Here is a 25,224-nt window from a genome sequence, read left to right on the forward strand (position 1 = left end):
GAACCCTAACGGTGAAGTTTAGGGTTACCAGTGTGTCTGTTCCTTGGAGTCTTCTGAACAGGACACTAAGTCGACAAGTGGCGCCCGTTCAACGAACACGCCGAACCTCCCGTTTTTCTTTTCACCCTATGTGATCAGCCGTGTCCGTGCCCAACCAGGGTGCTGGCCTGCGCAGATGTGCGTCAACTCCCTGATGACGCAGGGGCGGTGGGAGCACTCACGTCGAAGTGCCGTGCGGCCGGGGCGGCTTTCATGAGTGCGGTGAGTGCGCGGCCCTTCGCCGCGCCCTTCTCGGCGCTCCCCCACGCGACCGTGCGGCCGCCCCTCAACTCCAGCGAGATGCCGTCGTACGAACGGACCTTGACCAGCCGGGTGTCCCGCGCGACGGCGGCCGGAAGGGAGCCGGCGGCCTTCACCGCCTCCCGCACCAGCCGCGCCTCGCCGAAGCGGCGCAGACTCGCGGCGGCCGAACGCGAGGAGGAAACGGCCATTTCCAGAAGCGGAACGCCTTTCGGAGCCTCGGAAACCGTGGCGAAACGGACGCCTTCGTCGTCCACTTCCATGAACTTCGCCCCTTTTTGGACAAGCAGAATCGGCGTCCGTTCGATCACTTTCAGGCCGATTCCATGAGGCCAGGAACGAACCACGTCAACCGAGTCGATTCGGGGCAGTTCCGTACGCAACCGGGCTTCGATCGCATCGGTGTCGATGGAAATCAACGGCGATCCGACCGGTACGGCGGCGGCTTCGCGCACCTGTTGCGGCGTCAGCACGCTCGTGCCCGAGACGGAGACGCGCTCCACCCGCAGCCACTTGGAGCCGTACAGCACCCAGATGGCGCCCGCGCCGAGGAGCACGACGACCAGCGCGAGAATGATGATCATACGAAGCCGGCGCGGCCCCAGCCGCCGGACAAGGGGCGGGCCGGACGACTCCTGCTGGCGTGCCCCGCGCTCGGCGGTGGCGGATCCGGCCACGCTCCCTGCCCTTTCGTCACACGTGCCTATCGGCGTGCACGAGAGGCGGCGATCGCCTCGTACACCATGCCGACAAGCAGGTCGTCGGCGTCCCGGCGGCCGAACTCGCTGGCGGCGCGGGACATCTCGTACAGCCGGTGCGGGTCGGCGAGGACGGGCAGGACGGTCTCCCGGACCCACTCGGGGGTCAGTTCCGCGTCGTCGACCAGCAGTCCGCCGCCCGCCTTGACCACCGGCTGGGCGTTCAGCCGCTGTTCGCCGTTGCCGATGGGCAGCGGGACGTAGGCGGCCGGGAGCCCGACGGCGGAGAGTTCGGCGACGGTCATCGCGCCCGCGCGGCAGAGCATCAAGTCGGCGGCGGCGTACGCGAGGTCCATCCGGTCCACGTACGGTACCGGGATATAGGGGGGCATTCCCGGCATCTGCTGTACGTGCGGCAGTTCGTTCTTCGGGCCGACCGCGTGCAGGATCTGGATGCCGGCCTGCTGGAGGTAGGGCGCGACCTGCTGGACGACCTCGTTGAGGCGGCGGGCGCCCTGCGAGCCGCCGGAGACCAGCAGCGTGGGCAGGTTGGGGTCGAGCCCGAACATCGCACGGGCCTCGGGGCGCACGGCGGCGCGGTCCAGGGTGGCGATGGAGCGGCGCAGCGGGATGCCGATGTAGCGGGCGTCCCGCAGCTTGCTGTCGGGCGTGGAGACGGCCACCCGGGCCGCGTAGCGGGAGCCGATCTTGTTGGCCAGGCCGGGGCGGGCGTTGGCCTCGTGGACGACGATCGGGACGCCCAGGCGCTTGGCCGCGAGGTAGCCGGGCAGCGCCACGTAGCCGCCGAAGCCGACGACGCAGTCCGCCTTGGTGCGCTCCAGGATCTGCTCGGCGGCCTTGATCGTGCCGCGCAGCCGGCCCGGGACGGTGATCAGCTCGGGGGTGGGCTTGCGCGGCAGCGGCACGGCGGGGATCAGCGCGAGGTCGTAGCCCCGCTGCGGAACGAGCGTGGTCTCCAGGCCGCGTTCCGTGCCCAGGGCCGTGATCCCCACGGTGGGGTCCTGCCTGCGCAGGGCGTCCGCGAGGGCGAGCGCGGGCTCGATGTGGCCGGCGGTCCCCCCACCAGCGAGTACGACATGCACCGAAATTCACCGCTCTCCGGACGAGCGCGCCGCCGAGGCACGCCGTCGCATCGTGTTCCATCTCCGGGGGCTCCGGTCGAACGCGGGGCCCCCCGCCCCCCGTTTTCTACCAAAACGGGGATGCCGCATCGCAAGCGCCGCCCGCGCAGCGGGCTCGTCGCGTGCGAAGGCGATCAGCAACCCGATGGCGAACATGGTCGGCAGCAGGGCGGAACCCCCGTAGGAGAACAGCGGGAGCGGGACGCCGGCGATCGGCAGCAGGCCGAGCACCGCACCGATGTTGATCACCGCCTGAGCGGTGATCCAGGTGGTCACGCCTCCCGCGGCATACCTCACGAAGGGGTCCTCCGTGCGTCCGGCCACGCGGATACCCGCATAGCCTAGAGCCGCGAAGAGGGCGAGTACCGACAGCGTCCCCGCGAGGCCCAGTTCCTCGCCGGTGACGGCGAAGATGAAGTCGGTGTGCGCTTCGGGGAGTTGACCCCATTTCTCCACACTCGCACCGAGCCCCGAGCCGAAGATCCCGCCGGAGGCCAGGGCGTAGATCCCGTGCACGGCCTGCCAGCAGGCGTCGCCCGGACCGGGGTCGGTGGCGCCGATGCACTGGAGCCGGGCCATCCGGTTCGGGCTGGTCTTGATGAGGATCACACCGATCGCGGCGGCGATCGACAGCACCCCGACGAAGAGCCGGGTGGGCGCCCCCGCCAGCCACAGCAGGCCGAACAGGATCGCCGTCAGGATGATCGCCGTGCCCATGTCGCCGCCGAGCATGATCAGCCCGAGCAGCATGAACGCGACCGGCACCAGCGGCACCAGCATGTGCTTCCACTGGGCCAGCAGGTTCTTGTCCTGTTTGCGGGCGAGCAGATCGGCGGCCCACAGCACCAGCGCGAGCTTGCCGAACTCGCTGGGCTGGATCTGGAAGGAGCCGCCGAGCGAGATCCAGTTCTGGTTGCCGTTGACCGACATCCCTATCCCCGGCACCTGCACCAGGGCCATCATGAAGACGGCCCCGGCGAGGATCGGATAGGCGAGCGCCCGGTGCAGCTTCACCGGCATCCGGGACGCGGCCAGCAGCAGCACCGCCCCGATGGTGGCGGCCAGGAACTGTTTGCGGAAGAAGAACGATCCCGGCAACGACATCTGCAGCGCGGTGATCTGGGAGGCCGAGTAGACCATCACGAGGCCCAGCACGGTGATCAGCAGGCTGCCGCCGAAGATCAGGTAGTAGGCGGTCAGCGGCCGGTCCCAGGCCTTCTGGACACGCGTGCACAGCCGGCGCAGGGGGTTGTCGCGGCGCGGGCGGGCGGCGGCGGGTCTGCGGACGGTCCGCCGGACGGGCGGCCGCCCGGTACGGCTACCGGGCATCCGCTGCTCCGCTGCCCGCGGCGCGAGCGCCGTAGCCGGTGTCGGCGCCGTACGTCGGCCGTGACGGTCCCACGCGTCCCTCCCAAGGTCGCCCGGCAGGCGGCCGGGTCAGGTGCCGAGTTCGCCAACGGCAGAAGCGAACGCGTCACCGCGCTGGTTGTAGTTGACGAACATGTCCATGGAGGCGCAGGCCGGGGCGAGGAGCACCGTGTCGCCTTCGGCGGCGAGGCGCCGGGCCTCCTGGACAGCCGCGAGCATCGCCCCAGTGTCGGTCCGGTCGAGGTCGACGACGGGTACTTCCGGGGCGTGTCGCGTCAGGGCTTCGTGGATCAGGGCGCGATCGGCGCCGATGAGCACGACGGCGCGAAGTCGCTGCGCCGACTTGGCGACCAGCTCGTCGAAGGTCGCGCCCTTGGCGAGCCCGCCCGCGATCCAGACGATCGACTCGTAGGCGGCCAACGAGGCCTGTGCGGCATGTGTGTTGGTCGCCTTGGAGTCGTCGACGTACGCGACGCCGTCCACGTCCGCCACGTGGGCGATGCGGTGGGCGTCCGGGGTGAAGGCCCGCAGACCGTCCCGTACGGCCTTGGGAGGCACCCCGTAGGCCCGGGCGAGGGCCGCCGCGGCAAGGGCGTTGGCGATGTTGTGCGGGGCGGGCGGATCGACGTCCGCGACCTCGGCGAGTTCCTGGGCGTTCCTCTGCCGGTCCTCGACGAAGGCGCGGTCGACCAGGATGCCGTCCACGACGCCGAGTTGGGAGGGCGCGGGCGCACCGAGCGTGAAGCCGACGGCCCGGCAGCCCTCCTCGACGTCAGCCTCGCGCACCAGGTCCTCGGTGGCCCGGTCGGCGACGTTGTAGACGCAGGCGACGCGATTGCCCTCGTAGACACGGCCCTTGTCCTTGGCGTACGCCTCCATGGAGCCGTGCCAGTCGAGGTGGTCGGGGGCGAGGTTGAGGACGGCGGCGGAGTGGGCGCGCAGGGAGGGCGCCCAGTGCAGTTGGTAGCTGGAGAGCTCGACGGCGAGGACGTCGTAGCGCTCCTCGCCGAGGACGGCGTCCAGCAGCGAGACGCCGATGTTGCCGACGGCCGCCGTGCGCAGGCCAGCCGCGGTCAGGATCGAGGCCAGCATCCGGGTGGTGGTCGTCTTGCCGTTGGTGCCGGTGACGCACAGCCAGGGAGCCGCGTCGGGTCCCCTGAGCCGCCAGGCCAGTTCGACGTCGCCCCAGACCGGCACGCCGGCTTCGCGGGCGGCCGTGAAGAGGGGCTTGTCGGGCTTCCAGCCGGGTGCGGTGACGACGAGTTCGGTGCCCTCGGGCAGGGTCGCCCCGTCGCCGAGGCGCACGGTGACGCCCAGGGCCCGCAGCTCGGCGGCCTGCTCACGCGCGCGTGCGTCGTCGCCGTCGTTGACGACGGTGACCTTCGCGCCGAGCCCGTGCAGCACCTTGGCCGCCGGGATGCCGGAGACGCCGAGCCCGGCGACGGTGACGTGCTTGCCCTCCCAGGAGGGCCCCTGCCGGTCGGTCACTTGTCTGCTGCCCATCCCGCGTAGAAGAGACCCAGTCCGACGATCACACAGATGCCCTGGATGATCCAGAAACGGACCACCACAAGGACCTCGGACCAGCCCTTGAGTTCGAAGTGGTGCTGGAGTGGCGCCATCCGGAAGACTCGCTTGCCGGTGAGCTTGAAGGAGCCGACCTGGATGACCACGGACATGGTGATCAGGACGAACAGGCCGCCGAGGAGGGCGATCAGCAGCTCGGTGCGGGAGCAGATCGCGAGACCCGCCAGCACACCGCCGAGCGCCAGCGAACCGGTGTCGCCCATGAAGATCTTGGCCGGTGAGGTGTTCCACCACAGGAAGCCGAGGCAGGCGCCCATCAGCGCCGAGGCGATGACCGCGAGGTCCAGCGGATCGCGTACCTCATAACAGGCACTGGGGTTGGTCAGCGTCTCGCCGTTGGCGCAGGACTCCTGGAACTGCCAGACGCCGATGAACGTGTACGCGCCGAAGACGAGGACGGAGGCGCCGGTGGCGAGGCCGTCCAGACCGTCCGTCAGGTTCACGCCGTTGGACATCGCGAGGATCATGAACAGCGCCCAGACCACGAACAGCACCGGGCCGATCGTCCAGCCGAAGTCCGTGATGAACGACAGCTTGGTGGAGGCCGGGGTGTTGCCGCGCGAGTCGGAGAACTGCAGCGAGAGCACCGCGAAGGTGATGCCGACGATGAGCTGGCCGGCCATCTTCGCCTTGGCCCGCAGACCCAGCGAACGCCGCTTGACGATCTTGATGTAGTCGTCGAGGAAGCCGACCAGGCCCATGCCGCACATCAGGCCCAGCACCAGCAGACCGGTGTAGCTCGGCGGATTGCCCGTGATCAGCTTGGACAGGAAGTACGCCGCGATCGTCGCGAAGATGAAGGCGATGCCGCCCATGGTCGGCGTACCGCGCTTGCTGGCGTGCTCGCGCGGGCCGTCGTCGCGGATGTACTGGCCGTAGCCCTTGCGGGCCAGCAGCTTGATCAGCAGCGGTGTGCCGCCCAGCGTGAGGAAGAGACCGATCACACCCGCGAACAGGATCTGATTCATCATCGGGCGGCGACCTCACCCTCGGCCCCGGTCGCGAGCAGCGCCTGCGCGACGCTCTCGAGACCGACCGAACGGGACGCCTTCACGAGTACGACGTCCCCCGGGCGCAACTCGCTGCGCAACAGGTCGACAGCCGCCTGTGCGTCGGACACGTGCACCGACTCCTCACCCCACGAACCCTCGTTATATGCGCCCAGTTGCAGCCAGGCGGCTTCCCTGCCCCCGACCGCGACGAGCTTGCCGACATTGAGCCGGACGGCGAGCCGTCCGACCGCGTCGTGCTCGGCGAGCGCCTCGTCCCCGAGCTCGGCCATCTTGCCGAGCACCGCCCAGGTCCGCCGCCCCTTGCCCATGGCCGCGAGCGCGCGCAAAGCGGCTCGCATGGACTCGGGGTTCGCGTTGTAGGCGTCGTTGACGATCGTCACGCCGTCCGGGCGCTCGGTGACCTCCATCCGCCAGCGGGAGAGGGAGCCCGCCTCGGAGAGTGCGGTGGCGATCTCTTCCACGGACATGCCCAGCTCATGGGCGACGGCGGCCGCGGCGAGCGCGTTCGACACGTGGTGCTCACCGTACAGGCGCATGGTCACGTCGCTGCACCCGGAGGGTGTGCGAAGGCTGAAGGCGGGCTGTCCGCTGTCCGTGAGTCGCACGTTCTCGGCCCGTACGTCCGCTTCGCCGGACTCTCCGAAAAGGACCACCTTCGCGGTCGTACGGGAGGCCATGGCCCGTACCAATGGGTCGTCGGCGTTGAGGACCGCGACACCGCCCTCGCTCGCCGGCGGAAGGGACTCGACCAACTCGCCCTTTGCCTGTGCGATCTGTTCGCGGCCGCCGAACTCGCCGATGTGGGCGGTGCCGACGTTGAGGACGAGGCCGACCTTGGGGGGCGTCAGTTCCGTGAGGTAGCGGATGTGACCGATGCCGCGGGCGCCCATCTCCAGCACGAGGAACCTGGTTTCCTCGGTGGCGGACAGCGCGGTCAGCGGCAGCCCGATCTCGTTGTTGAGCGAGCCGGGCGTGAAGACGGTCGGCGCCTTGCGGCGGAGCACCTGGGCGATGAGGTCCTTGGTGCTGGTCTTGCCGGCCGAGCCGGTGAGCGCGACGAGGGTCGTGCCGAGCCGCTGCACGACATGCCGCGCGAGGGCGCCGAGCGCCGCCTGGACGTCGTCCACGACGATCGCGGGGACGCCGACCGGACGGGCGGCCAGTACGGCCGCCGCGCCCGCCTCGACGACCGCCGCCGCGTAGTCGTGGCCGTCCACGCGTTCGCCGGCGAAGGCGACGAAGAGGCTGCCGGGCGCCACCTCGCGGGAGTCCCGGACGACCGGTCCGGTGACCCGCACGGACGGATCCGGTATGTCGTGCGTCTGCCCGCCGACGACTGCTGCGATCTCGGCGAGGGAGAGGGCGATCACAAGTTCATCCCTGGGTCTGCTGGATAGCTTCGCGAAGCACCTGGCGGTCGTCGAACGGACGGACGACGCCGGCGATGTCCTGGCCCTGCTCATGGCCCTTGCCCGCGACCAGCACGGTGTCCCCGGTGTGCGCGCGGGCGACGACCGCGGCGATCGCCGCGGCCCGGTCCTCGAACAGGAGGACCTCGCCGCGCTCGTGCGCGGGCACGGACGCCGCGCCCTCGAGCATGGTCGCGAGGATCGCGAGGGGGTCCTCGGAGCGGGGGTTGTCTGAGGTCAGTACGGCGGTGTCGGCGAGCCGCGCCACGGCGGCGCCCATCGGGGCGCGCTTGGTCCTGTCCCGGTCGCCGCCGCAGCCGAGGACGACGTGCAGCCGGCCCTTGGTGACCTTGCGCAGCGCCTTCAGGACCGACTCGACGGCGTCCGTCTTGTGGGCGTAGTCGACGACCGCGAGGTAGGACTGCCCGGCGTCCACCCGCTCCAGCCGCCCCGGCACGCCCGGCACCGCGGCGACGCCGTCGGCGGCGGTCTGCGGGTCGAGGCCGGCGGCGGCGAGGGAGACGATCGCGGCGAGGGTGTTCGCCACGTTGAAGGAGCCCGGCAGCGGCGCCCTGGCGGCGACCCGGGCGCCGTCCGGGCCCACGACGGTGAACGTCGAGTCCATGGGGCCGATCTCGACGTCCGCGGCGCGCCAGTCGGCGTCCGGATGGCCCTCGGCGGAGAAGGTGACGACGGGGACCTCGGCCTCGTGGACCAGCCGTCGGCCGTACTCGTCGTCGAAGTTGACCACGCCGAGTTTGCTGCGTTTCCGGGTGAACAGTTGTGCCTTGGCCCGGAAGTAGTCCTCCATGTCGGAGTGGAACTCCATGTGTTCCGGGCTGAGGTTGTTGAAGACGGCGATGTCGAAGACGCAGCCGTCGACCCGGCCGAGGACCAGCGCGTGGCTGGAGACCTCCATGGCGACCGCCTCGACCCCGCGCTCGCGCATGACGGCGAACAGGGCCTGGAGGTCGGTGGCTTCGGGGGTGGTGCGCTCGGACTTGATGCGCTCCTCGCCGATGCGCATCTCCACCGTGCCGATGAGCCCCGTGGACTTGACGGACTTGAGGCCGCCCTCGACGAGGTAGGCGGTGGTGGTCTTGCCGGAGGTGCCGGTGATGCCGATCTGGAGCAGGCCGCGGCCGGGGCGGCCGTAGATGGTGGCCGCCAGTTCGCCCATCCGCGCGCGCGGGTCGTCGACCACCAAGACCGGCAGGCCGGTCGCGGCGGCGCGCTCGGCGCCGGTGGGGTCGGTCAGGACGGCGACCGCGCCGAGGCCCGCGGCCTGCGTGACGAAGTCGGCGCCGTGCAGGCGGGCGCCCGGGAGGGCGGCGTACAGGTCGCCGGGGCGGACCGCGCGCGAGTCGTGGGTGATGCCCGTGACCTCGGCGGCGGCGCTCGCCGGCAGTTCGGCACCCAGTTGGCCGGCGAGCTCCGCGAGGGGTGTGGCGGAGACCTGGGCCGGCCTGGGCGGTCCGGGATATGTCACGGAAGCGCCCCTCTGGGTGGTGTGGGACTGATCAGCGTGTGGCACGGCGGTGAGCGTACCGGGCGCACCGGCCTGCGGGCGAAGCGAGGGCGCGGACGCCGCCGCGGGCGGTGCGGGGTTCCCGGGGTCGGGAGTGATCATGGTCACGGGCTGGTTCCTGGCTTGTTCGGCGCTGAACAGTGACGGTCCGGGTCGGAGGCGGGCAAGGGGGACGAGGTGGGGCGGGGCTGTGCGCGGGCAGGGGGTCAGGGGGTGAAGGAGACCGGGAGGTTCGCGGCCTTCGCGCCGGTCGGCGGGACCTGGAGGGTCTTCAGGGCGAACTCCATGACCTGTTTGAAGACGGGACCGCAGATCTGGCCGCCGAAGTAGCTGCCCTTGGTGGCGTTCTGGATGGCGCAGTACACGGTGACCCGGGGGCTGTCGGCGGGCGCGAACCCGGCGAACGACGAGGTGTAGCCCTTGTAGGTGCCGGTGGCCGGATCCACTCGGTTGGCGGTACCGGTCTTGCCCGCGACGCGGTATCCGGGGATGCGCGCCTTGGCGCCGGTGCCCTCCTCGTCGTCCACGACCGACTCCAGCATGTGGGCGAGGGTCTTCGCCGTCTTCTGGCTGACGACACGGGACTGCGCGGGCGCCTCGGCGGGGGTGAACCGTCCGTCCGGCCCCTTGGTGCCGCGCACCAGGGTGGGCGCGACGCGGACCCCGCCGTTGGCGATCGTCGAGTACACGGAGGCCGCCTGAAGCGCGCTCAGGGACATGCCCTGGCCGAAAGGGATCGTGTACTGCTGCGAGGTCGACCACGCGGCGGGCGCGGCGAGGATGCCTCTGGTCTCGCCGGGGAAGCCGAGCCCGGTGGAGCCGCCGATGCCGAACTTGCGCAGGTAGGAGTAGAGGACCCGGTTGGCCTCGGTCTGCGTCTTGCCGAGCTGGCCGGTGGCCAGGATGGTGCCGATGTTGCTGGACTTGGCGAGCACTCCGTTGAGGGTGAGGTACCAGGTGGCGTGGTCGATGTCGTCCTGGAAGAGCCGGTCGCCGCGGTGCAGCCGGTTGGGCACGGTGACGTGCGTGAGCGGCGTCGCGGCGTTCTCCTCCAGGACGGCGGCCATCGACATGACCTTGGCGGTGGAGCCGGGCTCGTAGGCGTCCTGGACGGCCGGGTTGCCCAGGTCGGCGGCGCTGGCCTTCGAGAGGTCGTTGGGGTCGAAGCCGGGCGAGTTGGCCATGGCGAGGATCTCGCCGGTGCGGGTGTCCTGGACGATGACGTAGCCGCGGTCCGCCGCGGACTCCTTCACCTGCTCGGTGATGGCGTTCTGCGCGGCCCACTGGATGTCGCGGTCGATCGTCAGCTCGACGTCGGAGCCTGGCACCGCGGGGGTCTCGGTGGAGCCCGCGGTGGGCACCTGGCGGCCGCCGGACTGGGCGTAGCGGATCTTGCCGTCCTGGCCGGCCAGGGTGGTGTTCAGCTGCTGCTCGACAGCGCCGCCGCCCTTGCCGTCGGCGTTGACCCAGCCCAGTATCCCGGCGGCGAGCTCGCCGTTGGGGTACACGCGCTTGGTGCTGGGCACGGCGAGGACGCCCGCGAGGACGTTGACCGTGGACTTGTCCGACCGCGCCTTCGTGGCGAGCGCGGACTTCAGGTCCTTGATCTGCTTCCAGACCTGCGGGGTCTGCCGGCCGGCCAGCATCGTGTACCGCGCGGCCGGGTCCTCGGGCCGCAGCTTCTTGACCAGCGCGGGCTGCTCCTGGCCGAGGATCGGCGCGAGGAGCGCGGCCGCCTGCTCGGGGCCGTCGTCGACCTTCAACTGCTTCCGGTTGAACATCGTGGGGTCGGCCGTGATGTCGTACGCGTCCTCGCTGGTCGCGAAGGCGATGCCGCCGCGGTCGGTGATCTCGCCGCGCTCGGCGGCCAGCACCCGGCCGATGTACCGGTTCTGCTCGGCCTTGGCGGCGTAGGTGCTCGCGTCGACGGCCTGCACCTGGAGGAGGCGGACCACGAAGGCGAGGAGCACCAGGGCGAGCGCGAGGCCGACCATGCGCAGCCGGGGGCGGGGGCTGCCGAGCCGGATCACGCGCGCGGGCGCGGGGCGGAGGGCGGGGGCGGTCGGACGGCGGGCCGGGCGGGCGCCGGGGCCCGGGCGCCGCTGGGCGGAGGCGGGGCGGGCGGGCCGGGCGGGGCCCGGTACGCGTCGGCGGGGCGGTTCCCTGTCGGACACTTCCGTCACCTGCCGGGGGTCTCGGGGGCGGCTGCGGTCGGGGCGGGGCTCTGGGCCGGGGGCTCGCCCGGCATGGGCGCCGCGGGGGACGGCGGGGAGACGATCGTCTGGTCGAGCGAGACGGCCTCCGGCGGCCGTACGACGGGGGCGTCCTGGACGGGCAGCCAGGCGGCGGGCGAGGGGACGCCCTTCACGGTGCCGTCGGGGTTCAGGAAGGCCGGGTCGCCACCGGGGACCATTCCGAGTTCGCGTGCGCGGCGCTGGAGGGCGTCCGGGGCGGAGTAGGCGTCGATGTCGCGCTGGAGCGCCTGCTCCTCGTCGGTGAGGCTCTTGGTGTCCCTCTGGAGGTCGTCCATCTTGAACGAGCCCTCGCTGAGCGCGGAGTTCATCACGAGCAGTCCGATGAGACCGCCGCCGAGGAGGAGGACGACGAGAAGGACGAACGGGGTGCGGGCCGCCTGCCGCGGGCCGGCCGGGAAGAGCCGCGCGAACCGGGCGGCCCTCCCCTTCAGTTCGGGTTTCCTTTTCACACGCCCACCCCCAGGTGGAGTTGCGGACCCTCGGCTCACGCCCGTCATTCGATGGACTCCCTGATTCGCTCGGCCCCGCGCAGTCGTGCCGGGGCGGCGCGCCGGTTCTCGGCGACCTCTTCCTCGCTGGGAAGTTCGGCACCACGGGTGAGCAGCTTGAGCCGGGGCTGGTAGCGCTCGGGGACGACCGGCAGCCCGGGCGGCGCGGTGTTGGCGGCGCCGGCCGCGAACACCTGCTTGACCAGCCGGTCTTCGAGCGAGTGGTACGACAGGACGGCGATCCGCCCGGTCACGTCGAGCGTCTGCACGGCGGCCGGGATCGCCCGCTCCAGGACGGAGAGTTCGCCGTTGACCTCGATGCGCAGCGCCTGGAAGGTGCGCTTGGCGGGGTTGCCGCCGGTGCGCTTGGCGGCCTGCGGCAGTGCGTTGCGGATCAGCTCGACGAGCCGCGCGCTGTTGGTGAACGGCTCCTGGACACGCTCGCGCACGACCGCGGACACGATCCGCTTGGCCTGCTTCTCCTCGCCGTACGCCCGCAGGATCCGGACGAGTTCGCCGGGCGGGTAGGTGTTGAGGACCTCGGCGGCGCTGACGCCGGTCGTCTGGTCCATGCGCATGTCGAGCGGCGCGTCCTGGGCGTAGGCGAAGCCCCGGTCGGCCTGGTCGAGTTGCATGGAGGAGACGCCGAGGTCGAACAGAACGCCCTGCACGCGCGCGAGGCCGAGCGTTTCCAGTACGTCGGGCAGCTCGTCGTAGACCGCGTGCACCAGGGTGGCCCGCTCGCCGAAGGGGGCGAGGCGCTCACCGGACAGGCGCAGGGCCTCCTTGTCGCGGTCGAGGGCGACGAGCCGGACCTCGGGGAACTGCGTCAGCAGGGCCTCGCTGTGCCCGCCGAGACCGAGCGTGCAGTCGACGACGACCGCTCCGGGCCGCTGGATGGCGGGGGCCAACAGGTCCAGGCACCGCTGGAGCATCACCGGGACGTGTCGACTCTGTCCCTCCCGTCGCCCGCCGCCACCCTTGTTCGAATGCGCTTCGCGCCCTTCCACTATTGGGGCCCTCTCAGATCCAGCGGGGTGTACGCACCGCCGGGTCAACGCCCCCTCAGGAAGGGAAGGCCTGCCGGCGCCGCGGGGAGATCTCCGGCAACCGGGCCGGGGTCTCACGGGATTCAGTCCAGCAGGGAGATCGTCGCCTCCCGCTTCGCGTCACTTTAGTCCACGGTGTCTCGCGGTCAATCAACCGGCCTGTGCGGCGCGGCCCGTGCGGGGCACCCCTGCGCACAGCCTTGTGGCTTACCTCACAAAGAGACCATGATGACGCTCTTTTTCCCTTCTCACAGGACGACCGGAACAAGCGTGACCAGTACCGTCATGGTTATGACGACTTCTGCATCGGTTCCCGCAGGGCCCGAAGGCGCCATAATCGCGGGCGCCGTCACGGACCGCCTCGTCGAGGCGAACGAACAGTACGCCGCCGCGTTCTCCGACCCCGGGATGGACGCCCGTCCCGTCCTGCACGTCGCGATCGTGGCCTGCATGGACGCCCGGCTCGACCTGCACGCCGCGCTCGGGCTGGAGCTGGGCGACTGCCACACCATCCGCAACGCGGGCGGGGTCGTCACCGACGACGTGATCCGCTCCCTCACCATCAGCCAGCGGGCGCTCGGCACCCGCAGCATCGTCCTCATCCACCACACCGGCTGCGGCCTGGAGACCCTCACCGAGGAGTTCCGGCACGAGCTGGAGATGGAGGTCGGCCAGCGTCCGGCCTGGGCCGTGGAGGCCTTCCGGGACGTCGACCAGGACGTCCGGCAGTCGATGCAGCGGGTGCGCACCTCGCCGTTCCTGGTGCACACCGACGACGTGCGCGGCTTCGTGTTCGACGTGAAGACGGGTCTGCTGCGCGAGATCGACCCTCGCGATCAGGCGTGATCGCCCGTAATCACTGTCGTTACGCTGTGGATTTCCACCCCTCGGGCACCCGATTAGCCATAACACCGACATATCGCGGACAGTTGTCCACAGGCGAGTGACACGAATCGGTAACGGCAGCAAGAATGCGGGTGTGACGCCACGCTGAGCACTTTGCGAACGGCGTCCGTGATTCGGGGTGGGCCGGTTTGCCGCACAGAGCGTCGGCCCGGAGAAAGTTTTGGGCCGAGGAGGGCCGGGTGACGACCTATGACGAGCGAGCGAGCCTCACAGATCTGACCGCCACTGTGGAGCGTGTCCGCAGTTCGGTGGAAGGAGTGATCGAGGGCAAGCCCGAGGTCGTACGGCTTTCGCTGACCGTGCTCCTCGCCGAGGGGCATCTGCTGATCGAGGACGTGCCGGGCGTCGGCAAGACGATGCTCGCCAAGGCGCTGGCGAAGTCCATCGACTGCTCGGTGCGCCGTATCCAGTTCACGCCCGACCTGCTGCCCTCGGACATCACCGGGGTGTCCATCTGGGACCAGCAGCGCCGGGAGTTCGAGTTCAAGCCGGGCGCGATCTTCTCGCAGATCGTGATCGGCGACGAGATCAACCGCGCCTCGCCCAAGACGCAGTCGGCGCTCCTGGAGTCGCTGGAGGAGCGCCAGGTCACGATCGACGGGACGACGTACGAGCTGCCCAGCCCGTTCATGGTGGTGGCCACCCAGAACCCGGTCGAGATGGAGGGCACCTACCCGCTGCCCGAGGCCCAGCGCGACCGCTTCATGGCCCGCGTCTCCATCGGCTACCCGAGCCCCGAGGCCGAGCTGCAGATGCTCGACGTGCACGGCGGGGCCAGCCCCCTGGACGACCTCCAGCCGGTCGCGCACGCGCACGAGATCCTGAAGCTGATCGACGCCGTGCGCGGTGTGCACGTCGCCGAGTCGGTCCGCCGCTACGCGGTCGACCTGGTCACCGCCACCCGCACCCACCCCGACCTCAGACTCGGCGCCTCCCCGCGCGCGACGCTGCATCTGGTGCGCGCGGCCAGGGCGACCGCCGCCCTCAGCGGCCGGGACTACGCGCTGCCGGACGACGTGCAGAACCTGGCCGTGGCCGTCCTCGCCCACCGTCTGCTGCCCACCGCGCAGGCCCAGCTGAACCGCCGCACGGCGGAGCAGGTCGTCGAGGAGATCATCCAGCGCACCCCGGTGCCCGCGGCCCCCCAGCAGCACGGGTACGGGCTGGGCCACGGCACGCAGGCCTACGGCCAGCAGCAGTCGCGGAGGCTGTGATGGCCGCCGGGGGGACCGGGCAGCCGTCCGCCGGCCGCGCTGAGGGCGAGAAGGGCGGCGCGCGGACTGCCCTGGCCGGTCTGACCACCCGCGGCCGCTCCTTCCTGGCCGCCGGCATCGCGGCCGCCGTCTGCGCCTATGTGCTCGGACAGCCCGACCTGCTGCGGGTCGGGCTGCTGCTGTCCGCCCTGCCGCTGATCTGCGCGGCCGTCGTCTACCGCACCCGCTACCGGGTGGCCGGCAGCCGCCGGCTCTCCCCCGCGCGCGTGCCCGCCGGCAGCGAGGCCCGCGTCCATCTGCGGATGGACAACGTCTCGCGGCTGCCCACCGGCCTGCTGATGCTCCAGGACCGGGTGCCGTACGTGCTCGGCCCGCGCCCCCGCTTCGTCCTGGACCGGGTGGAGGCGGGCGGCCGCCGCGAGGTGTCCTACCGGGTCCGCTCCGACCTGCGCGGCCGCTACCCGCTGGGCCCGCTCCAACTGCGCCTGAACGACCCGTTCGGCATGTGCGAACTGACCCGCTCCTTCTCGACGTACGACACGCTGACGGTGATTCCGCGCGTCGAGGCGCTGCCGCCGGTCCGGCTGACCGGCGAGGCCAAGGGGTACGGCGACGGACGGCAGCGCTCGCTGGCCCTGGCCGGCGAGGACGACGTGATCCCGCGCGGCTACCGCTATGGCGACGACCTGCGCCGCGTGCACTGGCGCCTCACCGCGCGCTACGGCGAGCTGATGGTGCGCCGCGAGGAACAGCCCCAGCGCTCCCGCTGCACGGTGCTGCTGGACACCCGGGGCCTGGCCTACGAGGGCGCGGGCCCGGACTCGGCCTTCGAGTGGGCGGTCTCGGGCGCCGCGTCCGTGCTGGTGCACATGCTCGAACGGGGCTTCTCCGTACGGCTGCTGACGGACACGGGCGACTCGGTGCCCGGCGAGGGCGCCGACGGGTTCGCCGGCGCGAACCAGGGGTCGGCGGACGCGGCCGGGCTGATGATGGACACCCTCGCGGTGGTCGACCACTCCGACGGCACGGGCCTGTCCCGAGCGTACGACGTGCTGCGCGGCGGCAACGAAGGGCTGCTGGTGGCCTTCCTCGGCGATCTCGACGAGGAGCAGGCGGCGGTGGCCGCGAAGATGCGCCAGCGCAGCGGAGGCGCGGTCGCCTTCCTGCTGGACGGCGAGGGCTGGATTCGTGAACCGAACGGCGGTCCCGATCCGATGAAGAGGCAGGAGGAGCGGCTGCGGTTGCTGCGCGAGGCGGGCTGGACGGCCGTGAGCGTGCCGCGGGGCGCTTCGGTGAACGAGCTGTGGCGTCAGGCGGACCGCGACCGGGCGGGCGTGATGACGGCGAGCGCGGCGAGCGGCGGGGAGGGAAGCGGATGAGCGGGCGGGCTCGACTGACGCTGTGCTCGGCGGCGGCGACGCTGCTGGCCTCGTGCGCCCTGCTGCCCCTGGTGGAGCCGGCGACGTGGCTGCTCCAGGCGGTGTTCCTGCTGGCGATCCAGTCCGGGGTGGGCGCGGCGACCCGGCGGGTGCCGCTGGCCCGGCCGCTGACCGTGGCCGCCCAGACCCTGGTCACGCTGATGCTGCTGACCGTGGTCTTCGCCCGGGAGCACGCCGTCGCCGGTCTGGTCCCCGGCCCGGAGGCCTTCCGGCACTTCGGCGACCTGCTCCGGTCGGGCGCCGACGACGTGGGGCGGTACGCGATACCGGCCCCGCTGTCCGACGGCATCCAGTTGATGGTGCTCGGCGGGGTGCTGGTGATCGGCCTGGCGGTGGACACCCTCGCGGTGACGTTCCGCAACGCGGCCCCGGCCGGGCTGCCGCTGCTGGCGCTGTACTCGGTCGCCGCGGGCCTGTCCGACGGGGCGGCCGACTGGCTGTGGTTCCTGGCCGCCGCCGCCGGCTATCTGATGCTGCTGCTCGCCGAGGGCCGGGAGCGGCTCTCGCAGTGGGGCCGGGTCTTCGGCGGTGCCGCGCGCGGCGCGGGCGGGCCGCCGGGTCCGGTGGCCCCGGTGCGCACCGGCCGGCGCATCGGCATGGCCGCGCTGGGCGTCGCCCTGGCGGTGCCGCTGCTGCCGCTGCCTGCGATACAGGGCGGCCTGCTGGGCGGGGCGGGCACCGGTGTGGGCGCGGGCAACGGCAGCGGGGGCACGATCTCCGCGGTCAACCCGCTGGTGTCGCTGCGCGACAGTCTGAACGTGGACGAGGACCGCACGATCCTGACCCTGCGCACCAACACCAGCAACACGTCCGACCTGTACCTGCGGATCGTGTCGCTGGACGACTTCGACGGCACCACGTGGAAGCCGGCGAAGCGCCACATCGTCACCGTGCCGGACGAGTTCCCCACGCCCACCGGCCTGGGCCCCGGCGTCAAACGCACGGAGATCACGACCCGGATCGCGGCCGCCCAGGACTACCGCCAGGACTGGCTGCCCATGCCCTACCCGCCCAGCGGCGTGCAGGTCAAGGGCAACTGGCGGTACGAGCCGGTCGGTATGACCCTCGTCGGCGACCACGGCCAGAACACCAGCGGCAAGACGTACCAGGTGACGAGCCTCGACGTGCAGCCGACGGCGGAGCAACTGGCCTCTGCCCCGAAGGCGCCCGGTTCGGTGCTCAGGGACTACACGAAGGTCCCGGACTCCCTGCCGACGGTGGTGGCGGAGCAGGCCCGTGAGATCACCAAGGACGCCGCGAGCGACTACGAGAAGGCGGTCGCGCTCCAGGACTACTTCGCGGTGACGGGCGGCTTCGAGTACGACACCCAGGTCGAGGTGGGCAGCGGTCCGGGCGCGATCGCCCGCTTCCTGCGGGACAAGCAGGGCTTCTGCGTGCACTTCTCGTTCGCGATGGCCGCGATGGCCCGCACGCTGGGCATACCGGCGCGGGTCGCGGTGGGCTTCGCGCCGGGTTCCCCGCAGGCGGACGGTTCGGTGGCGGTGAGCCTGAAGGACGCGCACGCCTGGCCGGAGCTGTACTTCGAGGGCGTGGGCTGGACCCGCTTCGAGCCGACCCCGACCCGGGGCACGACGCCCACGTACACGCTGCCGGACACGTCGGGCGACACGGTTCCCCAGCTGCCGCAGGCCTCGCGTTCGGCGGACGCGGCGCCGTCGGCCCAGCCCTCGGCGAGCACCAGTTGCTCGGCCCAGGACAAGAAGCTGGAGGGCTGCGCGGGCGCGCTGCCGGTGAACCAGGCGGGCCAGGGCGGCGGCGGTACCCCGTGGTACGAGATCGCCGGCTGGACCCTGCTGGGGGTCGCGCTGCTCGGCCTGCCGCTGCTGCCGATGCTGTGGCGGCTGCGGCGGCGTTCGGTGCGGCTGGCGTCCGCCCAGCACTCCGCGTCCGCGGCGGCCGGGTCGCCCCCGGGCCGGCGCAAGGGCGGCGACGGCGGGCGGGCGGACGACGCCGGTCCCGCGGTGCTGCTGGACGTGCCGCCGGGCGAGGCCGGCGATGCGGCCGTCGGTCATGTCCTGGCGGTGTGGCGCGAGCTCACCGACACGGCCTGGGACTACGGCATCGAGCCGGACGAGGCGCTGACCCCGCGGCGCGCGGCGGCGCGGATCGTCCGGATCGGCGAGCTGGACGAGACGGTGGGCCGTGCGGTGCACCGGGTCGCGGGCGCCGTGGAGCAGGTGCTGTACGCCCCGCAGCCGAGGGCCGAGGCCGGGCTGGCCGACGAGGTCCGTACGGTCCGGGCGGCCCTGCGGGAGAAGGCCGGCTGGAGCACACGCGTGCGTGCCGTGGCGGCGCCGCGTTCGGCCGTCCGCGCGGTCTGGGACCTCGCCGACCGCTGGACGGCCCTCAAGGCGTCCTGGACGGCCCGTCTGACGGCCCTGGTGCGCCGGCCGTCCGGCCAGCAGAGCGGCGGCTGAGGGAGTACGGCCGCTGGGCGGCCGGGCACCGGCGGTAGCGGCACATACGTGAGGGGGCGACCACCCGGCCGGGTGGTCGCCCCCTCAACGCTGTTGGTACGTGGGCGGTGTCAGTGGCCGCCCTGTTCGTCACGCCGGCGCTGCCAGCGCTGCTCGATCCGGTCCATCATGGAGCGCTTCTGCCGGCCCTGGCCTCGGGTGTGCGGGGCGCCCGGGGCGCCGGCCGCGGCCTGCTCGCCCGGCTTGGGTGCCTTGCGCCAGCCGGTCACGGCGAGCACCGCACAGCCCAGCATGACGAGGAAGCCCACCACGCTCAGCCAGACCTGTTTGGCGACCATACCGGCCATGAGGAGCGCGATTCCCACGAGGAAGCCAGCGACCGCCTGGTAGACCCGCCGCCGGGTGTACGTACGCAGCCCGCTTCCCTCGAGCGCCGACGCGAACTTGGGATCTTCGGCGTACAGCGCTCGCTCCATCTGCTCGAGCATGCGCTGCTCGTGCTCCGAGAGCGGCACGGAGTCCTCCTCATCGTGCAGTCGCCGGGGCGACCCGGGGGGTCCCTTCAGGATAGGCAGGGAATCGCCCCCGTGAAACCCGCCCCTCTACGCCAATTGGCCAACCGGAGCCCGTCATGGACGTCCCGGCTCGCTGAGGATTCCATTCCCCGGCGGCCGACCCGTCATGCCGGGCGGTCTCCTTAGATCATACGGCGCACTGCGCCCGAACGGGGGGCCTGTGGCGTACTCCATGCGCGGCCAAGGCCCTGATCAGGGGTACGCCCCGGGAGGCGCTCAGGTCGCTTCGGTCCCCCGCGTCTCCCCGAGTACGTGGAGCTGGGTGGCGACGGAGTGGAAGGCGGGGAGTTCGGCGGCGGCCTCCTCCAGCTTCAGCAGGGCCTCCAGGGCGCCCGGCTCGGTGTCCACGAGGACGCCGGGGACGAGGTCGGCGAAGACCCGCACACCGTGTACGGCGCCGACCCTGAGGCCCGCGCCCTCGACCAGTTCGGTGAGCTGCTCGGCGGTGAAGCGGCGCGGCACGGGGTCGCCGGCGCCCCAGCGGCCGTCGGGGCCGGTAAGTGCCTGGCGGGCCTCCTTGAAGTGGCCGGCGAGGGCGCGCGCGAGCACGGCTCCGCCGAGGCCGGCGGCGAGGAGGCTGAGGACGCCCTCCGGGCGCAGCGCGGCCACCACGTTGCGGACGCCCTCGGCGGGGTCGTCGACGTACTCCAGGACGCCGTGGCACAGGACGGCGTCGTAGCCGCCGCGGTCGACGACGTCGAAGAGGCCGTGGGCGTCGCCCTGGACGCCCGTCACACGGTCGGCGACGCCGGCCTCGGCGGTGCGGCGCTCCAGGGCGAACAGCGCGTTGGGGCTGGGGTCGACGACGGTGACCCGGTGCCCCAGGAGGGCGACGGGCACCGCGAAGTTGCCGCTGCCGCCGCCGGTGTCGAGGACGTCCAGCGACGCACGGCCGGTCGCCTTGACCCGGCGTTCGAGGGCGTCCTGGAGGACCTCCCAGACCACGGCGGTGCGGAGTGAGGCGCGGGGCCGGGAGGGGGCGGAGCGCTGCGGCGTCGGTCGCGTGCTGGGGTGGGAGACGGGCGGGCGCATCGGGTCCGACACGGCAGTTGACTCCTCGGCGCGGCACCGCCTCTTGCGCGGCGGAGCGAACGGGCTGCCTCCCCGGGTCCGGCCCGGCCGCGGTGCGGGCGGGCGGGCCGGGGGGAGGCTTCAGGCGTCTTCCACCCTATTGCCTCCGCATGGCCTCCGGCGCCTCGCCCGGTCACGGTGGCGTCGCCCGCGCGTCACGGCGGCGGGGTGCACCGGCCCGGGTCCGGCGGCGCGCCTCAGCCCGCGTCCGGCAGGTCGCGCACCGCGCCGGAGCCGCCCGGCTCACCCCCTTCCCCGTGACCTTCCCGGCGCCCTTCCCGATGCGCCTCCTGGCGCCCCTCCTGGCGTGGCTGCGGCAGGATCGGCTGGAGGACCAGCATGCGTTCGACGAGGCGGAGGAACATCGCCACGTCGCGGATCAGGTCGTCGGCGTCCCGGCGGGTCGCCGCGCCCTCGATGCCCGCCTCGGCCCGGGCGCGGCGCGGGGCCCCGGAGGCGAACAGCGCGCTCCACTCGGTGAGTTCGGGCACTATCTCGGGGAGCACTTCCCAGGCGCTGCGGATGCGGGCCCGGCGGCGCGGGGAGGGGTCCGGGCGGCCCCGGGCGGCGAGGACGGCCGCCGCGGTGCGCAAGGCCGCGAGGTGGGCCGTGGCGTAGCTCTCGTTGGGGGTGTCGAGGACTGCCGCCTCGTCCAGCCCGGCGCGGGCCTGGGCGAGCAGGTCGAGGGCGGCCGGCGGGGCCGTGGTGCGGCGCAGCACGGGGTGCACGTCGCTCGCCGGGCCGGTGAGTGAGGGGGCAGGGCCGGTGGCGCGGCGCCGGTGTGCGGCGGCTGCGTGGTGGTTGGCCATGACGAACCTCCGGTCGTCTGTGTGACGGCACGCCTTCATACGGGTGTGCCGTATGTGCCCATCGTGCGGTATGCCACTGACAATCCGTTCTGACCTGGGGTTTTGCTTCGATCGGGAGTTCGGGCTAATTTCTGCACTGACCAGTCAGTTCAATTCGGGATCCTTGGGGGACCTGTGGACGGAGTCGGTGTCAGCGCCGACGGCTTCGGGCTCCGAGGCCCTCGCGGTTGGGCGTTCCGAGGCATCGGCGTCGACGCGGAGCCGGGCTCGCTGATCGCGATCGAGGGGCCCTCCGGCTCCGGCCGGACGAGCCTGCTGCTCGCCCTCACCGGGCGGATGAAGGCCACCGAGGGGACGGCGACCGTGGGCGGGACGCGGCTGCCGAAGCGGCTGGCGGCCGTGCGGCGCGTCGCCGCGCTCGCCCACGTCACCGGTGTGACCGACCTCGACCCGTCCCTGACCGTCGGGGAGCACCTGCGCGAACGGGCGTTGCTGCAACGGCGGTTCGGCGGCTCCGTACGGGAGTTGCTGCGCCCGCGCGCGGAGCGGGCGACGGAGTCGGGGCTGCGGATCGACGCCGCGCTCGACGCCGCCGGGCTCGACCGCGAGGCTCTGCCCAAGGGTTCGCGGACCGCCGTCCGCGATCTGGAGCGGCTCGAAGCCCTGCGGCTGTCCGTGGCGCTGGCGCTCATCGGACGCCCCGGGCTGCTCGGCGTCGACGACGTCGACCTGAAGCTGACGGGCGCCGAGCGGGAAGCGGCCTGGGCGCTGCTCAGGTCCCTCGCCGAGGCGGGGACGACCGTCCTCGCGGTGTGCGCCGAGGCCCCCGAGGGCACCGTCGCGCTCTCCACGCGCGCGGACGCCGACGCGACCGCCCAGGAGACGGTGACCGACACGGTGACCGCCACCCAGGCGGACACCGACACCGATACAGAGACCGAGCGGGAAGAGGAGAAGGCCGATGCGCTCGCCGAGACTGGCCGCGCTTGAGCTCCGGCGTTTCGGCCGGGGCAAGCTCCCCCGGGCCGCGCTCGTCGCGCTCCTGCTGCTGCCCCTGCTGTACGGCGCGCTGTACCTGTGGTCCTTCTGGGACCCGTACGGCAGGCTCGACCGCATCCCCGTGGCGCTCGTGAACGACGACAAGGGGGCCACCGCCGACGGCAGGAAGCTCAGCGCCGGGGACGAGATCACGAAAGGCCTGCGTGACAGCGAGGTCTTCGACTGGCACGAGGTGAGTGCCGCCGAGGCACGCGCGGGCGTGGAGGACGGCAGGTACTACCTGTCGCTGACCATGCCGGCCGACTTCAGCCGGCGCATCGCCTCCAGTGCGGGCGACTCCCCCGAGACGAGCGCCCTCCAGGTGCGCACGAACGACGCGAACAACTACATCGTCGGGCAGATCTCGCGGACGGTCTTCGGCGAGGTGCGCACGGCCGCGTCCACGAAGGCCTCGCGGTCCTTCCTCGACAAGATCTTCGTGTCCTTCTCCGACATCCACGGCGCGACCGCGAAGGCCGCCGACGGGGCCGACGACCTCAAGGGCGGCATCGGGAAGGCCGAGGCGGGCTCCAAGGACCTCGCCGACGGGCTGAGCGACGCCAAGGACGGCAGCGGCAAGCTGGCGAAGGGCCTGACGAAGCTCGACAAGGGCGCCGACAGCCTCCAGGACGGCTCGCAGAAGGTCGCGGACGGTACCCAGAAGCTCGCCGACAAGGTCAACGGGGTCGCCGACACGCTGGGGCCCTTCCTCGAGGACAACGAGAAGACCATCGGGGACACCGCCCGGCTGGTCGCCGACTCCGCCAAGGTGATCGGCGACAACCTGGAGATCCTGGTGAAGGCGGCCCCGACCGCCGCCGAGGGCGCCCGCACGGCCTCCGACACGCTGGCCGCCGTCTACGAGGCGCGCTGCGAGACACAGGTGCTGCCCGACCCGGCGTGCGCCGACCTGAAGAAGGCCAAGGACGCGGCCGCCGACGTGGCGAAGGTCGCCGACGACCTCAACACGCTGATCGCCGACCAGGACGGCGACCTGAAGACGCTCCGCACGAACCTCGCCGCCCTCCAGAAGCAGGCCAAGTCGCTCGCCGACAGCTCCCCGCACCTCTCCGAGGACCTCGACGACGCCGTGTCCAAGGTCAACGCGCTCAACACGGGCGCCGCGAAGGTCGCCAGGGGCGCCAAGAAGCTCAACACCGGCCTCGGCACGGCCAAGACGGGCTCCGTCGACCTGGACGACGGCGTCGGCAAGCTGGAGACGGGCGCCGAGGACCTCAACGGCGGCATGTTCAAGCTCTCCGACGGCTCCGGGAAGCTCGCCGACGGTCTGCACGACGGCGTCGAGCAGATCCCCGACTACGACGCGAAGCAGCGCGACGCGCGCACCGCCGTCATGGCCGACCCCGTACGGCTCGCCTCGCAGGATCTGCACAAGGCGCCCAACTACGGCACCGGTTTCGCCCCGTACTTCATCCCGCTGTCGCTGTGGGTGGGCGCGATGGTGGCGTACATGCTGATCGCGCCGATGAACCGGCGCGCGCTCGCCTCGGGGGCCTCGGCGTGGCGGATCGCGCTGGCGGGCTGGCTGCCGGTGGTCGCGATCGGGGTGCTCCAGACGACGGCCCTGATGGCCGTGCTGCACTGGGCGATCGGCCTGGAGATGGCGCGGGCGGCCGGCACGGTGGGCTTCCTGTTCCTCGTGACGGCATGTTTCGCGGCCCTCATACAGTGGCTCAACGCGCGCTTCGGAGCGGCGGGCCGGATTCTCGTACTCGCCCTGCTGATGCTGCAGTTGACGTCGGCGGGCGGCACGTACCCGGTGCAGACCAGCCCGGACTTCTTCAACGCGCTGCACCCCTTCCTGCCGATGAGCTACGTCGTCGAGGCCCTCAGGAGGCTCATCACGGGCGGCGAGCTGGCACCGGTGTGGCACGCGTGCGTGGTGCTCACCGCGTTCACCGCGGGCGCCCTCGCGCTGACCGCCCTGTCGGCGCACCGCCGCCAGGTGTGGACACTCGACCGACTGCATCCGGAGCTCAGCCTGTGAAGACAGGCAGCCGGGAGGCAGGGTTCCTGTGACAATCAGCACCATGGAAAGCAGCACCACCCCGGGCGGCCGCACCCGCCGCGAGGCCACCCGGCAGAAGCTCTACGAGGCCGCCGTCACGCTCATCGCCGAACAGGGCTTCTCCGCGACCACGGTGGACGAGATCGCCGAACGGGCCGGCGTCGCGAAGGGCACGGTCTACTACAACTTCGCGAGCAAGTCCGTCCTCTTCGAGGAGCTGCTGAGGCACGGCGTGGGCCTCCTCACCGCCTCGCTGCGGGAGGCCGCCGAGCGCACCGCGCGGGAGGGCGGCGGCAAGGTCGACGCCCTGGACGCGATGGTCCGCGCGGGGCTCGTCTTCATCGAACGCTACCCGTCCTTCACCCAGCTCTACGTGGCCGAGCTGTGGCGCACCAACCGGGCCTGGCAGTCCACGCTCATGGTGGTGCGGCAGGAGGCGGTGTCCGTGGTGGAGGGGGTGCTGCGCGAGGGCATCGAGAACGGCGAGTTCAGCGACGAGATCGACGTACCGCTGACGGCGTCCGCGCTGGTCGGCATGGTGCTGGTGGCCGCTCTGGACTGGCAGGCCTTCCAGTCGGAACGGTCCCTGGACGACGTCCACTCGGCGCTGTCGCGGCTGTTACAGGGGCGGGCGAGCGGTCGCCGCTGACCGGGCGGCACGCGCGCGTACGGCTACGAAGGACCGCACGCGCGCGTGCAACCGGCAGGAACACGAAAGCGCCGGTCCGTCGGTGGCCACGTACCCCGTGGGCCGCCTCGAACCGGCGCTTCCGCATGCTCCCCCCGTTTCCCCCGTTCCCCCGTTACCTCCCCCGTTGTTCCCCCGTGCGGTCGTTCCCCCGGGGTGCCACCCCCCGTGCCTCGCTCC

The 25,224-nt window shown here is 72.0% G+C and carries 20 protein-coding genes; 7 read left to right on the forward strand and 13 right to left on the reverse strand.

The genetic code is table 11. The features are described 5' to 3' along the window. Positions 1-182 precede the first annotated feature (182 nt). From OG352_RS11080 to rsmH, 10 genes are all read right to left on the reverse strand, one after another. On the reverse strand, positions 183-977 hold the full coding sequence (locus OG352_RS11080) for a cell division protein FtsQ/DivIB (protein WP_329216384.1): 795 nt from the start codon (positions 975-977) through the stop codon (positions 183-185). Positions 978-1,003: 26 nt separating this feature from the next. Beyond that, the gene (gene murG, locus OG352_RS11085; protein ID WP_329216386.1) at positions 1,004-2,101 is read right to left on the reverse strand and encodes an undecaprenyldiphospho-muramoylpentapeptide beta-N-acetylglucosaminyltransferase; all 1,098 of its coding nucleotides are present in this window, start codon (positions 2,099-2,101) and stop codon (positions 1,004-1,006) included. 6 nt (positions 2,102-2,107) lie between these two features. After that, entirely contained in the window at positions 2,108-3,469 is a 1,362-nt protein-coding gene (gene ftsW, locus OG352_RS11090; RefSeq protein ID WP_329216388.1) for a putative lipid II flippase FtsW, read from the reverse strand. Positions 3,470-3,577: 108 nt separating this feature from the next. Next, positions 3,578-5,011 (reverse strand): UDP-N-acetylmuramoyl-L-alanine--D-glutamate ligase, encoded by a 1,434-nt coding sequence (gene murD / locus OG352_RS11095; RefSeq protein WP_329216390.1) that lies wholly within the window; start codon positions 5,009-5,011, stop codon positions 3,578-3,580. After that, positions 4,993-6,066, reverse strand: a complete 1,074-nt coding sequence (mraY, locus tag OG352_RS11100; protein WP_329216391.1) for a phospho-N-acetylmuramoyl-pentapeptide-transferase — start codon at positions 6,064-6,066, stop codon at positions 4,993-4,995. Before mraY ends, murD begins: the two co-directional genes overlap by 19 nt. Next, positions 6,063-7,478 (reverse strand): UDP-N-acetylmuramoyl-tripeptide--D-alanyl-D-alanine ligase, encoded by a 1,416-nt coding sequence (locus tag OG352_RS11105; protein ID WP_329216393.1) that lies wholly within the window; start codon positions 7,476-7,478, stop codon positions 6,063-6,065. The genes mraY and OG352_RS11105 overlap by 4 nt, the downstream gene beginning before the upstream one ends. Positions 7,479-7,482: 4 nt before the next feature. Then, the gene (locus tag OG352_RS11110; RefSeq protein ID WP_443072206.1) at positions 7,483-9,153 is read right to left on the reverse strand and encodes a UDP-N-acetylmuramoyl-L-alanyl-D-glutamate--2,6-diaminopimelate ligase; all 1,671 of its coding nucleotides are present in this window, start codon (positions 9,151-9,153) and stop codon (positions 7,483-7,485) included. A gap of 98 nt (positions 9,154-9,251) precedes the next feature. Continuing rightward, positions 9,252-11,219, reverse strand: a complete 1,968-nt coding sequence (locus OG352_RS11115; RefSeq protein WP_329216397.1) for a peptidoglycan D,D-transpeptidase FtsI family protein — start codon at positions 11,217-11,219, stop codon at positions 9,252-9,254. Positions 11,220-11,224: 5 nt separating this feature from the next. Beyond that, positions 11,225-11,749 carry a septum formation initiator family protein gene (locus OG352_RS11120; protein WP_329216398.1) on the reverse strand — a complete coding sequence of 175 codons (525 nt, stop codon included), beginning with the start codon at positions 11,747-11,749 and terminating at the stop codon, positions 11,225-11,227. Between the two features lie 44 nt (positions 11,750-11,793). After that, entirely contained in the window at positions 11,794-12,798 is a 1,005-nt protein-coding gene (gene rsmH, locus OG352_RS11125; RefSeq protein WP_329216400.1) for a 16S rRNA (cytosine(1402)-N(4))-methyltransferase RsmH, read from the reverse strand. Between the two features lie 330 nt (positions 12,799-13,128). Between rsmH and OG352_RS11130 the strand changes: the two genes are divergently transcribed. The 4 genes from OG352_RS11130 (at position 13,129) to OG352_RS11145 (ending at position 18,834) form a co-directional block, all read left to right on the forward strand. Then, complete coding sequence (locus OG352_RS11130; protein ID WP_329216401.1) at positions 13,129-13,683, forward strand: beta-class carbonic anhydrase; 555 nt, start codon at positions 13,129-13,131, stop codon at positions 13,681-13,683. A 239-nt stretch (positions 13,684-13,922) separates the two neighbouring features. After that, entirely contained in the window at positions 13,923-14,957 is a 1,035-nt protein-coding gene (locus tag OG352_RS11135) for an AAA family ATPase (RefSeq protein WP_329216403.1), read from the forward strand. Further along, the gene (locus OG352_RS11140) at positions 14,957-16,336 is read left to right on the forward strand and encodes a DUF58 domain-containing protein (RefSeq protein ID WP_329216404.1); all 1,380 of its coding nucleotides are present in this window, start codon (positions 14,957-14,959) and stop codon (positions 16,334-16,336) included. Before OG352_RS11135 ends, OG352_RS11140 begins: the two co-directional genes overlap by 1 nt. Further along, a complete protein-coding gene (locus tag OG352_RS11145; RefSeq protein WP_329216406.1) occupies positions 16,333-18,834 on the forward strand; it encodes a transglutaminase TgpA family protein in 2,502 nt (833 codons plus the stop codon). The genes OG352_RS11140 and OG352_RS11145 overlap by 4 nt, the downstream gene beginning before the upstream one ends. Positions 18,835-18,944: 110 nt before the next feature. Here the strand turns inward: OG352_RS11145 and OG352_RS11150 are convergent, their stop codons facing one another. The 3 genes from OG352_RS11150 to OG352_RS11160 form a co-directional block, all read right to left on the reverse strand. Beyond that, positions 18,945-19,349: a DUF3040 domain-containing protein gene (locus tag OG352_RS11150; protein WP_107444448.1), complete on the reverse strand. Its 405-nt coding sequence runs from the start codon at positions 19,347-19,349 to the stop codon at positions 18,945-18,947. A gap of 276 nt (positions 19,350-19,625) precedes the next feature. After that, positions 19,626-20,453, reverse strand: a complete 828-nt coding sequence (locus tag OG352_RS11155; RefSeq protein ID WP_329216408.1) for a methyltransferase — start codon at positions 20,451-20,453, stop codon at positions 19,626-19,628. A 224-nt stretch (positions 20,454-20,677) separates the two neighbouring features. After that, complete coding sequence (locus OG352_RS11160) at positions 20,678-21,289, reverse strand: SAV_6107 family HEPN domain-containing protein (protein WP_329216409.1); 612 nt, start codon at positions 21,287-21,289, stop codon at positions 20,678-20,680. A 174-nt stretch (positions 21,290-21,463) separates the two neighbouring features. Between OG352_RS11160 and OG352_RS11165 the strand changes: the two genes are divergently transcribed. Genes OG352_RS11165 through OG352_RS11175 form a run of 3 tightly spaced genes read left to right on the forward strand, consistent with a single transcriptional unit; the run spans position 21,464 to position 25,005 of the window. Then, positions 21,464-22,279, forward strand: a complete 816-nt coding sequence (locus OG352_RS11165) for an ATP-binding cassette domain-containing protein (RefSeq protein WP_329216410.1) — start codon at positions 21,464-21,466, stop codon at positions 22,277-22,279. Further along, entirely contained in the window at positions 22,251-24,335 is a 2,085-nt protein-coding gene (locus tag OG352_RS11170) for a YhgE/Pip domain-containing protein (RefSeq protein WP_329216412.1), read from the forward strand. The genes OG352_RS11165 and OG352_RS11170 overlap by 29 nt, the downstream gene beginning before the upstream one ends. Positions 24,336-24,378: 43 nt before the next feature. Then, positions 24,379-25,005 carry a TetR/AcrR family transcriptional regulator gene (locus OG352_RS11175; protein WP_329216413.1) on the forward strand — a complete coding sequence of 209 codons (627 nt, stop codon included), beginning with the start codon at positions 24,379-24,381 and terminating at the stop codon, positions 25,003-25,005. Positions 25,006-25,224: the final 219 nt, after the last annotated feature.

The sequence above is a fragment of the Streptomyces sp. NBC_01485 genome (assembly GCF_036227125.1).
Taxonomy (GTDB): domain Bacteria; phylum Actinomycetota; class Actinomycetes; order Streptomycetales; family Streptomycetaceae; genus Streptomyces.

What these genes read in the sequence shown, in the direction of transcription:
- ftsW (WP_329216388.1), bottom strand. Translation starts at nt 3,469, where the DNA reads ATGCCCGGTAGCCGTACCGGGCGGCCGCCCGTCCGGCGGACCGTCCGC.
- murD (WP_329216390.1), bottom strand. Translation starts at nt 5,011, where the DNA reads ATGGGCAGCAGACAAGTGACCGACCGGCAGGGGCCCTCCTGGGAGGGC.
- mraY (WP_329216391.1), bottom strand. Translation starts at nt 6,066, where the DNA reads ATGATGAATCAGATCCTGTTCGCGGGTGTGATCGGTCTCTTCCTCACG.
- OG352_RS11130 (WP_329216401.1), top strand. Translation starts at nt 13,129, where the DNA reads ATGACGACTTCTGCATCGGTTCCCGCAGGGCCCGAAGGCGCCATAATC.
- OG352_RS11140 (WP_329216404.1), top strand. Translation starts at nt 14,957, where the DNA reads ATGGCCGCCGGGGGGACCGGGCAGCCGTCCGCCGGCCGCGCTGAGGGC.
- OG352_RS11145 (WP_329216406.1), top strand. Translation starts at nt 16,333, where the DNA reads ATGAGCGGGCGGGCTCGACTGACGCTGTGCTCGGCGGCGGCGACGCTG.
- OG352_RS11160 (WP_329216409.1), bottom strand. Translation starts at nt 21,289, where the DNA reads ATGGCCAACCACCACGCAGCCGCCGCACACCGGCGCCGCGCCACCGGC.
- OG352_RS11170 (WP_329216412.1), top strand. Translation starts at nt 22,251, where the DNA reads ATGCGCTCGCCGAGACTGGCCGCGCTTGAGCTCCGGCGTTTCGGCCGG.
- OG352_RS11175 (WP_329216413.1), top strand. Translation starts at nt 24,379, where the DNA reads ATGGAAAGCAGCACCACCCCGGGCGGCCGCACCCGCCGCGAGGCCACC.